Origin of the sequence: Mucilaginibacter aquaedulcis (genome assembly GCF_030409325.1) — a bacterium.
In the GTDB taxonomy this organism is placed as follows: domain Bacteria; phylum Bacteroidota; class Bacteroidia; order Sphingobacteriales; family Sphingobacteriaceae; genus Mucilaginibacter; species Mucilaginibacter aquaedulcis.
In genome coordinates this window covers 541,979-555,011 of sequence record NZ_JAUFPR010000001.1, presented here as the reverse complement: position 1 = coordinate 555,011, position 13,033 = coordinate 541,979, and the positions used below count along the sequence as shown (strand labels likewise).

The window sequence follows — 13,033 nt, the reverse complement described above, 5'->3', positions numbered from 1 at the left end:
TGACGAAATTTACTGTTTGTAAAACTTGGCGCTTCCTATACGTTTACCGGTAATAACATCGATAGCTTCAACTACGTAAAGTCCTTTTAACAAGCCGCTCACATTTTGCTCAAGTAAATTAGTGCCGTTTGATGTTAGTGTTTTCACCATGCTGCCGTTAGAGCTAACAATATTTACCTTCACGTTATTGTTATAGGTTTTACCCAGGTTAATATTTATTTCCCGGTAGGCATTGGTAGGGTAAACCATGAAATTTGCCGCGTTACTGTTATTACTGCCATCAAAATTGAACGCCAGGCTTTTGGAAAGCTGCGTAGTGCCATTAACCAGAACCTGCGCCAGGCGGTAAGTTACATCGCCATTGCCTGGGGTATGGTCGATAAAAGTATATTCACCCTTTGCACTTGATTGCACACTATCAATAGCTGTGAACGATGTGCCGTTGTTAATGCTTTTTTGTATGATGAATTTAGTAAATGTACTTTCATTATCCGTAAGCCAGTTAAGTTGCAAGCCGGTGGTAACTTTTGAGCCGGTAAAGCTGCGTAGTTTATACTCGTGCCCGGGGGCTATACCGATGTTAAGGTAAAAACGATCATGTGCATAGCTTGCTGGGGTTGTAGTAACATTAAAACTATAGGTTGAATTATGTACAACATCAAGTGAGTCGCCTGTAAACTTGTCTTTTAAAAAAATGGTATAGCGCTCATCTATGTTTTGTTTAATGGGTGAGGTTATTTTGTACAGTCCATAGTTTGAAAAGTTTACCCCTAAATTTATTCGTTTAATTTTCTCCAGATCATTTGTATAATTTACGAAGCAGCTAACCGAATCGGAGGTTATTGAGTAAAAGAGATCCCCCTGGCCCGAAGGTTGAATGAACTGAGCATCTTCTTCAATTTTAAATTTACTGTCTTTATTTTTTGTGAAATTAATGTCGGTTGAATTAAGCACGTTAGAATCCCTGCTCAATTCAAGACGTAATGAGGCTACAGGTGTGCTATTGGCAGCAGGAGTATCTTCTTCGATACTTTGCGCTGCAGTTTCATTAATATTGGCTGCAGCTTGGGTAGTACCATTACTCAAGGTCGACTTTGCCAGTACGCTACCCGGCTTTTTAATACTAAATACGGGTGATTTTGGCGAGGTAGGTGAAGTAACGGTAGTGTAAAAATTGTAAGTTACCTTCATGCTTTCATTAAACGTAAAGCTACTGGCAGATGCTGCTCTGATAAAGAAGCCCTGGCCAGATAAAATAAACCGGCTGGCTCCAGTCGGAGGTACAGAAGTAGAAAGGGCATCAAAAACAGCAAATCGTGTTGATGAACTGTTAGTGCCGGTAGCGGTGTTCCTCACCAGCTGGTAATAATACTGGTACTTGGTAGTATTGACATTGTAAAATTTATTAAGATCGATAGTTGATGCGTAAGGGTTGCCTATCAGATTGAAACCTTTTTTATTGGCATCAGTACTGGCGTAAGATAGGTTGGTGCCACCAGCCATTGAAGTATAGGTTGCAGGGGCAGGAGGTGCAGGGAAATTAATAACTTTAGGAGTAAGCGTTCCTGTGGCTCCCGGATTAAATACCGCTCCAAAGAAGGTTAAGGTGGCATCCTGAGCAGTAGGAAAAGGAGCCACAAACGGATTTACTGCGGCTACTCTCTTACCTCTGAAATAAAACAGGAATCCATTGCCTAAAGGCACGGTTTCGTTAGTTGTGGCAAATGGTCTATATTCATTATTAAGCACCAGATTGGGATTTACAGTTGCAGGAGCATTTTCATCATACATAAAAACCGATGGACTATTATTGGTAGATGGCGAACTATCAAACCCAGCACCTGGAGTGGCACCGCCTGGCCCCGTCATCCAGGTATCGGGTATGAATTGTGCCAGAGTATACGCCGAACTTGTAGAAACAGGAGCCGAAAGCAGCATATACCTCCTTAAACCGCCCAATATAAACCGTTGAACGTTAATATTTCCCGTTATGGTTCCTGCAGCAAGGCCGCCTATACTTGCATCACCTGCAGCGGTTGAAAGCATTGTTAAAGCCGTTGTGCTGGCAGAGCTGCCTACAGCAAGTGTTGACGAGCTAAGCACATTTAGCGTATAAGTAGGTGCCACGGTGAATTTGCTACCGGTATTCATGGTTTTTGTACCGCCTCCGGTAAAGGTTACGTTGTAAAAATTGGTTCCAGCGGTAGTGGCATCGGTTAAACTTTGCGTGGTACCATCAAAAGTAATGGTTGGGGTTGGATTGGCTGTAAACGTGCCTGTGTTGGTGTAATTTACAGCAATGTTAAGTGCACCTGTACCCATTGTCATGATGCCATTATTAGTAAGAGTTCCGTTAATATCAAATGTTCCGGCTCCTCCGGTGACAGTTATGCCCGCATCATTTAGCCATGTACCGGCAATTGTACCTGCTGTACCTATTGTGGTTGTTGTTGTATTAGTAGCGAAAGTGGTGGTCCCCGAGGTTCTAAATAATGAATCTACCAGTAATATGCCTCCTGTTGAGGCACCTATAGTTGCCACTCCACCATTTTGTATATATAAGTTGTCATAGGTAGGAACAGTGGTATTAATAATTCCTGTTCCAAAATTAGCCGATCCAAAGCCTGGGGTGGAGGTGGTATAAATAGTTTGTGCGCCTATGCCTTTATAATAAATGTTAATACTGCCCCCGGCTAAAGCCCCTTGCCGGTTACCATTAAAATTCATAGTGGCAACGCCCGTTGCTGTGGGGAATACCAAGGCATTAGCATCATATAGTGACAAACTCGGATTTGTTTTTACAGTTGTTCCGGTAGATGTAGTACCATTTATTGTAAAATATCCAAAATTAGCTTTGCTTCCACTTACTACAGCCACATTATTGGGATTGCTAATATTGATTTTTCCATAAACGGACATGTCACCATCTTCCAGTCTGAACCCACTGCCGTTATTAGCTGATGTATTGATAATTACATTTACGTTGGTTAAAACTTTTAGCGTTTTTACATATGACAACAGATAATCATTAGTTGTAACTACAGTTGTCCCCCCACCAATTTGGATATTATTACAGGTTATACTTCCTGTACCTCTTAAAAAATTTAAGCCATTTGGGTTAGTACTGCCTGTTGTGTTATTTATTGCCAAAGTAAGATCGTTAGTTACGGTAAGCGCGCCGTTAACTGTTATAGTGTTATTAACTCTAAGCGGGCCCATAGTTACCGAATTCCATGTAACTGATTGTGCGGTTGTGATGATTGGGGAATAGGTATAGGGAACACTTGTTTGCAGTAGGGCCACGCATACCACACCAATATTTATAATATAAGGAACATATTGTGAAATAACCCCAAACCGTACATCATCACCGGGGCCAGGTGCTGTAATTGTACAACTGGTTAAATTGAGTTTTACCCAATTTGCCGGCTTAGTTACATCATTGTCAACTGCTCCCAGCCAGTCATAAGTATCTGCCTTAACCTGCTGCTTTAATTGCGCACAAAATAAAATGACTAATAGGGTCAAAAAACGTACTAACTGCCTCATAAAACACAAGTTTAAACCAGATTATTCCTATTAGCTATTAAACTAATAAGTAATTCAGAGGTTATTACGTGTGTTTTTTAATAAAGATAGGCTGTCTGGAGCAATGAATAAAGTGAACAGGAAATGATATTTAAAGGAAAAATCATATCTTTTAGGTATTGATTATATTTAACTATAAAGAAAAATTGATTTTGAGCGCCTATTAACTCACCACTTTTCCTTTATCCAGTCGAAGTACTTTGGTAACACTGGTTGGTATTTCATGCTGGTAGTGGGTTACATAAATAAGCGTTACGTTGCTGAGGCTGCAAATGGTATCAACCAGGTTTTTAAAATGCAGCTGCTGATGATCGTCCATGCCTTGGCAGGGTTCATCAAATATGAGCAGTATGGGGTTTTTAATGAGCGCGCGGGCCAGCAGGCACAGGCGCTGGGCACTGGCCGGAATATTTTTGAGCAGCGTGCGCGCATAACGGTCAATTTCAAGGGCCTTCATCCAACGCAGGGCAATTTCTGCACGGTCTTTATTACTGGGCCTGAACAGGCCAAGCGTATCATAATAGCCAGATTCAATTACCTGCAGGCAGCTGTTATCTGTAGGGAAGTACTGGTGCAGCTCGGGCGATACAAAGCCAATTTTCTTTTTAATATCCCATATACTTTCGCCGGTACCTCTCTTTTTATCAAACAAAACAATGTTATTGGCATAAGCCTGCGGGTTATCGCCATTTATCAAACTTAACAGGGTTGATTTTCCGGCGCCATTTGGTCCGAGCAGTGCCCAGCGCTCGCCGGGTTTTACGTCCCAGTTCACATCGTCGAGTATGGTTTTATCGCCGTATTTGATATGCACGGCATCCATGTGCACGATCTGGTTGTATTTCACCGGGTTTTTATCAATGTTTAGCAGGTTGTTAAGCTCTACAGTATCAATGCTATCGTCGGTACTGGTGGTAAACAGGGTAGGGCTAAAGTCGGCTTTGGGTATCTGGTGAATAATATTACCTTGTTTAAGCACGGCTACATGGGTAATGGCATCAGGTATTTCATGCACAGACGTTGCTATAATGAGGCTAATGCCCGAAGCTGTGATCTGCTCAATAATGCCGTTAAATTCTTCGCGGGTTTTAACATCAAGGCCGGTTAGCGGATTATCCAGTAACAACAGTACCGGGTTTTTAAGCAGCGCGGCCGCCAGCATGAGCCGTTTGGTTTCGCCGTTTGATAGTTTTATAAGCTGTTTATCGCGCAGGTGGTGCAGATTTAACAGTGTCAGAATCTTATCAAGGGTCCAATACAAGTTGGGGCGGGGGATGCTTTTAATGGTTTGCAGATAATCATTCACAGTTAAGGCATCCTCAGAGTCTGACGAGTTATAGCGTTGCTGGTAATAAAAATCAGTAGTGTTTGAAAGATTACGGAAATGGTGCCTTGGCTCAACAAGGGCAATCAGTTTATTATTGATGCCGATACTTTCGTTAGTGGTAACCGGTGCTGTGAGCTCGTTACTTAAATTATAGGTTACCGAGCCGCCGGTTATGTTGAAACGCCCGGCAATGGTTTGCAGTAACGCGCTTTTGCCCGATCCGCTTTCGCCTATCAGCGCCCAGTTTTCGCCCTTGTTTATTTTAAAAGTAAGATTTTTGAACAACGTGTTGGTCAAAAATCTTACTGTAGCATTATTTATGGAAAAAATTGTGTTTAACATAGCATTATTGTAGCCGGTAAAAATACTCATCTGCTACAAAAAAGGCTTACGTTTTACGGTAACATTTTAGTTCGGCTCAAATAATTAACTAAGCTGTTCTTTTAAAATCCTGCTTTTGGTTTAAGCTTGTTTGGGGTTTGTTAAGCCTGTTCCAGGCCTCAATATTTACGAGTTCTTCTTTTATAAAATTCTTACATTCTTTGTTAGGGCAGGTAACTATCCAGAATTTTTTTTGTTGCTCAATGTGTGGACGGGAACCGCATTTACTGCAATTTTCACATTGGATGTTTGGTTGTATTTCTATAATCATACTGTACGTGGTAATATTATATAAATCTTTAAAAAATATTATGATGCAAAAATATGAAATTAATTTTATTGTAGGTTAAATCTCATTAAATCCTGCACTATAAGTATGTATTCGTAAAATTTCAATGAATAAAATGAAAAGAATGTAATTATTAACTCAATTAACGTTAATTATTTTTACTTGTTTTAAATTTAATAAGCAAAAGTTGCAATGAATGGAATGAATATTTAACTAATAGGTAATATTGCAAGGCTTTCCAAACGGTGCGAAAACATAAATTTTATCACAACGGGGGCTTTGCCTTTAAAGGGTTCGAGTTCTGTATAAATTCCTGATTATTTGTTAAATGGTAAAACATCAGCATAGGCTTCCCTGTTCAGTATCTATCTACTAAAAAAATATCACTATGAAAAAATTACATCTGTTATTGATCGCCTTTGCTTTGTTTATGTTCACATTGAGCGGTTGCTCCGTTATCACCGGTATATTTAAAGCTGGTGCCGCGGTAGGCATTATATCTGTTATTGTTGTTATACTACTTATCATCTGGATCATCTCCATGTTTAGAGGTAAATAATAAGTTGTTTGACTTTAAATTTATAAATAAGATAATTTTTATATTTTAAATTAAACAATTCGGTATCGAGGCTGTTGCTCTTTGTATAAAATCATACAGCTATGGAAAATACACAAGCAACAGCAGAGGTACTAAACGACCTTGTTCAGATCAATAATGACAGGGTTGAAGGGTATGAGCGAGCTATAAAAGATTTAAAGGATGATAGTAATAGTACAGACCTTAAATCGCTATTTACTACTTTAATTGGTGATAGTCACCGGTACAAACTTGAACTGGGTACCGAGATTGAGGTATTGGGTAAAGATATTGAAACAGGAACAACCACAAGCGGTAAAATACACCGGGCCTGGCTTGATGTAAAAGCAGCCTTTACCTCGCACGATGCTCATGATATATTAGAGGAGTGCGAGTTTGGTGAAGATGCCATACTTAAAGCCTATAAAGAGGCGCTGGAAGAAGAATATGTACCTGCTTACTTGCGGCAGATCATTACGAGGCAGCAAAGCGAATTGCTTGACGCGCATGATGAAATAAAAGCACTGCGCGACGGCGTTCAATAAAATAAATTTGCCTTAAAACAAACAAGGGTGGCTGTTTACAGCCGCCCTTGTTTGTTTTATAATATAGTTGTTAATTTTTTGGTGACATGTTTACTGACTCTACCTGCCAGCTGGTTTTTTCAGACCAATCGCCACCGGTGTAATGCATGCTGATCACCCAGTCGCTGTTTTCCATTTTGCCACTCGCGTTTATGGCTTTCACGGTTGATTGTAGTTGGTAACTGTTTTGGGCAGTATCAATAGCTGGTTTAAAACTATGATCGGGAAATACCGCGGTTGTGGGCTGTTTTAGTTTTTCCTTCACAAAAACCTTTGCTATGTTAAAGGCCTCCTGCGGTGTGGGCTTGCGGTTAAGGTGTACGGTAGTATTTTTGCTGATACCGAAGATCACGATAATGAGCACCACTGCAAAGGCAATGGTAAATAAGGTAAAGGTTTTAATGTGAGGGTGGCGGTGCCAGCCGGCGGCTTTGCGTTCCGTTTCGTTTAGTGATTTCCAGTCAGAGTATTTCATATAAGATGTAACTTATCACATTAAGCGATATCAGCACAAATTGTTTTGACCAAGAAATTAAAGGCAAAAAAAAACGTTCCGGAAAAACCAGAACGTTTTTTTTATTACTAATAATAGTAAGATTACTTTTTAGTAGTGTCGGCTTTAGCTGAATCAGCTTTAGCAGAATCAACAGCAGCACCCATTTTAGAAGCAGTATCCATTTTAGCTGAGTCCATTTTAGCTGAATCCATTTTAGCTGAATCTGCGTTAGAAGCAGAAGAGTTACCTTTACAAGCTGCAAATGAAGTAGCGATAGCTAAGGCTAAAAAGCCAAGTTTGAATGAATTTTTCATGTTTGATTTTTAATAAGTGATTTAATAGTTTATTGTTAATACCATAAACAACAAAAGGTAACCCATAAACTTTTAAAAAAATTTAAGGGTTACCCTTTATAAATTAACAAATAACTAAAAAATCAATAAAAAGCCATTAAAACTATATGTTTAACGGCATTTTACTATGCGTAGCAATTATTTTTTAGTTGTGTCTTTTTTAACTGAATCAACAGCAGCAGCACCAGATTTAGCAGTAGAATCAACTTTAGTAGCTGAATCAGTTTTAGCAGAATCAACTTTAGCAGAATCAACTTTAGTTGAATCAGCAGCACCAGATTTTGCAGCACCACCGCAAGCAGAGAAAGAAATAGCAATAACTAAAGCTAATAAGCCGGTTTTGAATGAATTTTTCATTTTGTAAATTTTAAAATTTTTATTGTTTTGTGATCGTTTTCATGTCTTAATACGGCATAAGTGAAAAGGTAACCCACGAAAAAAAACTTTTTTTAAATTTCTATAGGTAATGTAGTCTTTATAGCTGTGCGGAATGTTTTTTGAAACCGGCTTTTTGTTGCAGATTTGCGGCCCCGTTAAAACAAGGGGTAGCCTTATTGGTTTGCAGTATAAAAAATGGCAACTTAATAATTATAATGTATAATTGTTATTGCGTATTGCACACAGGCCGGAGAGGGATAATTTAGGCAGCTAAATTATTTTTTTTATTAATGGGTTACAATTTCGTATAAATAGTATTAAGAGTGAATAAAGAGTTAAAAGCTTCGGCGCCAACAGATAGCGAGATAGTTCTTGGTATACTTAACAATTCGGAAATTGTATTAAAAAAATTATATACCACCTATTTTCCGATGGTGTTACAGTTAATTATCAATAACAACGGGAATGAGGATGATGCCAAGGATATTTACCAGGAAGCGATCATAGTTCTTTATAATAAGGTTAAATCGGGCCAGTTTGAGTTAAGCAGTAAGCTAAAAACTTACATTTATTCGGTTTGCCGCAGGCTTTGGCTCAAAAGGCTAAGCCAGATGAACAGGTACGGGGGCGATATCAGGGATTTTGAAGAGTACTTACCTGTTGATGATGAGGTTGACAACCATAATGAACGGGATATACAGTTTGATAAGATGGAAAATGCGCTCCAGTTATTAGGCGAACCCTGCAAAACCATTATGGAAGATTTTTATATACATAACAGATCAATGCAGGATATCTGCGAACGTTTTGGTTATACCAATGCCGATAATGCCAAAACGCAAAAATATAAATGCCTGCAAAGGCTGAAAAAACTATTTTTTCAGCAATAATAAAAGGAGTGAAAAAGAGATGAGCGATAACCAACTTACGGAATTAATTGAACGCTACCTCAATGACGAGATGAGTCATGACGAGCGTATCGAGTTTGAATTGCTCCGCAAAAATGATGCAGCTGTTGATAGCCGGGTAACCGAGCACAAACAGTTTATTGGTTTGCTGAAGCAATATGGCGAGCGCCTGGAGTTACAAAAACGCCTTGACGCTATTCATGATGAAATTGATGTACACGCTTTAAAAGAAGAAGTAACTATACACCCTGCCTGGATTGTGCAGTTGTGGAGGCACCATCATTCAAAAATATCGGTAGCGGCTTCTATTGCCATATTTGCCATATTAAGCACCCTGTTTTTTACAGGCAAGCTTAACAGTCATGATTCGCGGTTTGTTGAACTGAGGGATGAGGTAAACAGGATCAAGGTATCAAATGATCAGCTTAAAAAAACGGTTAATACAAGCCTAATTAATGCCAAGGCTACCAGACCAAAACCATCAAACCCTGGTAATTTCAGGGGTACAGGCTTCGCGCTTTCATCAAACGGGTATATTGTTACCAATTACCATGTAATTAAGGATGCTGATTCGGTATACGTACAAAATGCCATGGGCGAATCGTTTCACAGCAAGGTGATATACACCGAGCCGCAAAATGATATAGCCATACTGGAAATTAACGATTCTACCTTTAAAAACTTAGGAGCCGTTCCGTATAACTTCAAAAAATCATCAACTGACCTGGGCGAGAATGTGTTTACATTCGGCTATCCGGGTGGCGAAGTGGTTTTTGGTCCGGGCGCGTTAACATCAGCAACAGGGTACCAGGGCGATACCACCGAATACCAGGTATCCATACCGGTTAATCCGGGCAACAGCGGCGGTCCGCTGCTTGATGATAAAGGTAATGTGATCGGTATCATCAACGGAAAACAAACGCAGGTTGCAGGAGCTGCCTTCGCGGTAAAATCAAGCTATTTGTTAAAGGCGATACAAAATATCCCTTCCGATTCACTAACCAAATCATTAACATTAAATAGCAAGAACACGCTGGCAGGCTTAAGCCGTCCGCAACAATTAAAGAAACTTAAAAACTATGTTTTCATGGTTAAAGTTTACAACCAGTAATTTGCCCAACCCATAAAAATTAATAATTGAAAAGGAGATACCGAAAGGTGTCTCTTTTTTTGTTTTGGATGAAGTAGATCTCTATTAACTTAGCATAGTGGCCTTGCATGGCGAAGTCCCGCTCTTGGCCGCGGGAGGGCCCAGTTACTTTTGTCGCCACAAAAGTAACCAAAAAGGCTTTCAGCAGAAAGGCTTCTTTACCGCACAAAGCCTTTACCCCGCAAAGCAGTCAGAACCACGGGCTGCTAAACCTTACCGCCACTTCGTTCGCTCAGCGCCCCTGCTTCGGCAAGGTTTGCTAATGCCCCTCCCAGTCGCACAGGCCAACATGTTCTGCCTGCTTTTCACCCGAAGCTGATCTGCTGAATGGGGAAGAGAACAAAATTTATTGAATTGAAGAATGAATAGAATTTAAAATAAAAGAAGAAACGTTCAGGATGACAAGGGTGAAATGATCAACAATGCGGGTAAATGCCTGACAAAAAAGCGGGCCGGGAGTTTTGCCTGTGGGTAAAAGCTTTTTTTGTCTTGATTTTTTGATTACTTTTTTATCAAGAAAAAAGTAAAGGCCCTCCCGCGGCCAAGAGCGGGACTTCGCCTTGCAAGCTCACTACATCATCCTCCTGATCTATCTATCCACCTCTCCCAAAACAAAATCAATAGAGCCTACAATGGCAATCAGATCGGCAATGAGTACACCTTTGGAAATTTCGGGTAGTACGGAGAGGTTGTTAAAACTTGGGCCGCGCGATTTTACGCGTGTAGGTATCTCCGATTTTCCATCGGCCATAAAGTAAAAACCGAGTTCGCCTTTGGCTCCCTCGCAACGCACGTAATAATCCTGCGCTTTTGGAATGGTTTTACGTGGCATTTTGGCACGCGGATCAAAATCGGGTGTGCGTTTAAGCTCCTTTTGCAGGCGGTCAAGACATTGTTCTACCATTCTTAATGATTGTTCAATTTCATCAACACGTACTTTGTAGCGGTCCCAGCAATCGCCTAAGGTACCCATAAGGCCCTGACCAACGGGAATCTCAAAATCAAGCTCAGGGTAGGCCGAGTAGTTATCTATACGACGCAGATCCCACTTGAGGCCAGAAGCACGCAGCATAGGGCCCGAGCAGCCGTAGTTTATGGCCACATCAAGCGGCAGCACACCTACATTGGCCGTGCGCGATATAAATACCTGGTTATCGGTAAGCAGTTGGTTAAGCTCTACCATTTTGGGTTTAAAATATTCCACAAAATCGCGGCAGCGCTCCTCAAAACCCACCGGCAAATCGTAAAATAAACCGCCAACCCAAATATAGTTATACAGCATTCGCGAGCCCGAGGCCCACTCCAGCAGGCCCATGATGTGTTCACGATCTCTAAAGCACCATAAAAAGGGGGTAAAAGCACCAATATCAATACCGTAGGTACCAATAGCTATCAGGTGCGATGCTATGCGGTTAAGTTCGCAAACCAACACGCGAATGTACTCTATCCGCTTAGGGATATCCTTGTCAATACCCATCATACGCTCAACCCCCATAACAAAGGCGTGGCTATTGTTCATAGAGGCCAGGTAGTCCATCCTGTCGGTAAAGGGGATGGTTTGTTGGTAGGTTAATGATTCTGCGTGTTTTTCAAAACAGCGGTGCAGGTAACCCAGGTGGGGGATAACCTCCTTCACAATTTCGCCATCTGTTATCAGTTCCAAACGTAAAACGCCGTGGGTAGAGGGGTGCTGCGGACCCATATTGAGTACCATATCCTCCACGCTGGCATCAGCGATTTTTTTATTGTAGTTAATAAGCGCCTGCTCGTATTTAGAATTTGTGATAACCAATGTTGTATGCTGTTTTTAGTAGGTGTCAAAAATCAACATTTTTTTGTTTTATCGGGCCAAATTGGTGTAAAAATCTATAAAAATTGTAGTCTTTACTCACCCCGACATCGCTGCGCTTGTCGCCCCTTTCTCCGGCTTCGCCGCAAAGAGGGGGATTTTACTTTTTGTTTCATTTTTCTTAAGCCCTCTTTCCAGCGAAGCTGAAGAGAGGGTGGTCCAGCGAAGCGTAGACCGGGTGAGTCGTTTGCGTAACACGCAATTTCCATGATTGCGGCGTTAATCAAAAAAAAATCCCTTCTTTTCGGCTAAACCGAAAAGAAGGGTAAACAAATGCAGCAATGACAGATAATTTATTTCCCCCTCAAAGCATCGCCTATTTTTGATGCCTGTGTAGCTACAGCTGCATAGCTGTACATGGCTATGGCCTTCAGTTTACTGTCGCGGCTTTTAAAGGCCCAAACATCTTTCATAAAGTCTTTATGGTTTTTTCTGTTAAGGGTATCAAATGCTATAGATATGGTTGGTGTAAGCGAATGGGCCGTATGCCAGGTACCAAAAGGTATAAACAACGTTTCGCCGGGGCCAACTACAAAATGTATAGGAGTTGCGTCTTTAAAAAGCGGATATTTTTCGTAATCAGGATCTAAGATATTTACTTCTGAGCGCCATGGATGATCAGGCAGCGGGTAAAGCATGTGCTCTTGTCCGCGTGGGAAAACAGTAAAGCGCTTTTCGCCGTAAAGTTGGGTTATCCAGGCATTCAGGTGATAATAATCAATATGCATGTATGGGAACTGGCCTCCGGGGCCTCCAACAAACATTTCGGTAGCATAGCCCCATTTACCAAGCTGAAACATTTTGTTTGTAAGCCAGTTGGGCGATGCATAGTTCAAATCAAGCGGCTCTATCAGCGGCAATATCTCGGGCAGTGTTGATGGTATATCAAATATGATAGGATATGGAGCCGGAGCATCCACCGTGGCGGCCTCAACCATATCCATTACCTGTTTCATGGTATAGGTATTACCACGGCAATCAGTTTTGCGGTCGGGGTAATTTTTCCTGAACCAATCGGGAGTAAACAGGCCATTGGCTTTCCAAACCTTGGCGGCATTAGTAAAAACCAGCGGAACGCCGGGTTTATAATGCTCTTCCATAAATTCGTCGTAGGTAATGTTGTCTCTTCTGATGATATCCATGTTTGAAAAAG

At 40.9% G+C, this 13,033-nt stretch carries 12 protein-coding genes; 5 read left to right on the top strand and 7 right to left on the bottom strand.

Translation table 11 applies throughout. The annotated features are described in order from the left end of the window. Nucleotides 1–9 precede the first annotated feature (9 nt). Both QWZ01_RS02215 and QWZ01_RS02210 read right to left on the bottom strand, forming a co-directional pair. The gene (locus tag QWZ01_RS02215; RefSeq protein ID WP_290321585.1) at nt 10–3,549 is read right to left on the bottom strand and encodes a DUF8693 domain-containing protein; all 3,540 of its coding nucleotides are present in this window, start codon (nt 3,547–3,549) and stop codon (nt 10–12) included. A gap of 202 nt (nt 3,550–3,751) precedes the next feature. Continuing rightward, a complete protein-coding gene (locus QWZ01_RS02210) occupies nt 3,752–5,257 on the bottom strand; it encodes an ATP-binding cassette domain-containing protein (protein ID WP_290321584.1) in 1,506 nt (501 codons plus the stop codon). A gap of 716 nt (nt 5,258–5,973) precedes the next feature. On the opposite strand from QWZ01_RS02210, the gene QWZ01_RS02205 reads away from it, so the two are divergent. Further along, complete coding sequence (locus QWZ01_RS02205; protein ID WP_290321583.1) at nt 5,974–6,144, top strand: hypothetical protein; 171 nt, start codon at nt 5,974–5,976, stop codon at nt 6,142–6,144. A gap of 101 nt (nt 6,145–6,245) precedes the next feature. Continuing rightward, nucleotides 6,246–6,707, top strand: a complete 462-nt coding sequence (locus QWZ01_RS02200; RefSeq protein WP_290321582.1) for a PA2169 family four-helix-bundle protein — start codon at nt 6,246–6,248, stop codon at nt 6,705–6,707. Between the two features lie 70 nt (nt 6,708–6,777). Here QWZ01_RS02200 and QWZ01_RS02195 read toward each other — a convergent pair whose 3' ends face one another. From QWZ01_RS02195 to QWZ01_RS02185, 3 genes are all read right to left on the bottom strand, one after another. Next, complete coding sequence (locus QWZ01_RS02195) at nt 6,778–7,221, bottom strand: hypothetical protein (RefSeq protein ID WP_290321581.1); 444 nt, start codon at nt 7,219–7,221, stop codon at nt 6,778–6,780. Nucleotides 7,222–7,343: 122 nt separating this feature from the next. Further along, entirely contained in the window at nt 7,344–7,556 is a 213-nt protein-coding gene (locus QWZ01_RS02190; protein WP_290321580.1) for a hypothetical protein, read from the bottom strand. Between the two features lie 177 nt (nt 7,557–7,733). After that, on the bottom strand, nt 7,734–7,952 hold the full coding sequence (locus QWZ01_RS02185) for a hypothetical protein (protein WP_290321579.1): 219 nt from the start codon (nt 7,950–7,952) through the stop codon (nt 7,734–7,736). Nucleotides 7,953–8,296: 344 nt separating this feature from the next. On the opposite strand from QWZ01_RS02185, the gene QWZ01_RS02180 reads away from it, so the two are divergent. From QWZ01_RS02180 to QWZ01_RS02170, 3 genes are all read left to right on the top strand, one after another. Then, nucleotides 8,297–8,863: an RNA polymerase sigma factor gene (locus tag QWZ01_RS02180; protein ID WP_290321578.1), complete on the top strand. Its 567-nt coding sequence runs from the start codon at nt 8,297–8,299 to the stop codon at nt 8,861–8,863. A 19-nt stretch (nt 8,864–8,882) separates the two neighbouring features. Further along, nucleotides 8,883–9,992: a S1C family serine protease gene (locus QWZ01_RS02175; RefSeq protein ID WP_290321577.1), complete on the top strand. Its 1,110-nt coding sequence runs from the start codon at nt 8,883–8,885 to the stop codon at nt 9,990–9,992. A gap of 107 nt (nt 9,993–10,099) precedes the next feature. Then, nucleotides 10,100–10,294: a hypothetical protein gene (locus QWZ01_RS02170; RefSeq protein WP_290321576.1), complete on the top strand. Its 195-nt coding sequence runs from the start codon at nt 10,100–10,102 to the stop codon at nt 10,292–10,294. 326 nt (nt 10,295–10,620) lie between these two features. Here the strand turns inward: QWZ01_RS02170 and QWZ01_RS02165 are convergent, their stop codons facing one another. Next, nucleotides 10,621–11,817 carry an NADH-quinone oxidoreductase subunit D gene (locus tag QWZ01_RS02165; protein ID WP_290322078.1) on the bottom strand — a complete coding sequence of 399 codons (1,197 nt, stop codon included), beginning with the start codon at nt 11,815–11,817 and terminating at the stop codon, nt 10,621–10,623. Nucleotides 11,818–12,173: 356 nt separating this feature from the next. Beyond that, nucleotides 12,174–13,022, bottom strand: a complete 849-nt coding sequence (locus QWZ01_RS02160; RefSeq protein WP_290321575.1) for a cupin-like domain-containing protein — start codon at nt 13,020–13,022, stop codon at nt 12,174–12,176. Nucleotides 13,023–13,033 lie beyond the last annotated feature (11 nt).

Bases quoted from the DNA above. Each gene is read 5' to 3' on its own strand.
- QWZ01_RS02190 (WP_290321580.1), bottom strand. From the start codon at position 7,556: ATGAAAAATTCATTCAAACTTGGCTTTTTAGCCTTAGCTATCGCTACT.
- QWZ01_RS02160 (WP_290321575.1), bottom strand. From the start codon at position 13,022: ATGGATATCATCAGAAGAGACAACATTACCTACGACGAATTTATGGAA.
- QWZ01_RS02175 (WP_290321577.1), top strand. From the start codon at position 8,883: ATGAGCGATAACCAACTTACGGAATTAATTGAACGCTACCTCAATGAC.
- QWZ01_RS02195 (WP_290321581.1), bottom strand. From the start codon at position 7,221: ATGAAATACTCTGACTGGAAATCACTAAACGAAACGGAACGCAAAGCC.
- QWZ01_RS02185 (WP_290321579.1), bottom strand. From the start codon at position 7,952: ATGAAAAATTCATTCAAAACCGGCTTATTAGCTTTAGTTATTGCTATT.
- QWZ01_RS02200 (WP_290321582.1), top strand. From the start codon at position 6,246: ATGGAAAATACACAAGCAACAGCAGAGGTACTAAACGACCTTGTTCAG.
- QWZ01_RS02205 (WP_290321583.1), top strand. From the start codon at position 5,974: ATGAAAAAATTACATCTGTTATTGATCGCCTTTGCTTTGTTTATGTTC.
- QWZ01_RS02215 (WP_290321585.1), bottom strand. From the start codon at position 3,549: ATGAGGCAGTTAGTACGTTTTTTGACCCTATTAGTCATTTTATTTTGT.
- QWZ01_RS02210 (WP_290321584.1), bottom strand. From the start codon at position 5,257: ATGTTAAACACAATTTTTTCCATAAATAATGCTACAGTAAGATTTTTG.
- QWZ01_RS02170 (WP_290321576.1), top strand. From the start codon at position 10,100: ATGGCGAAGTCCCGCTCTTGGCCGCGGGAGGGCCCAGTTACTTTTGTC.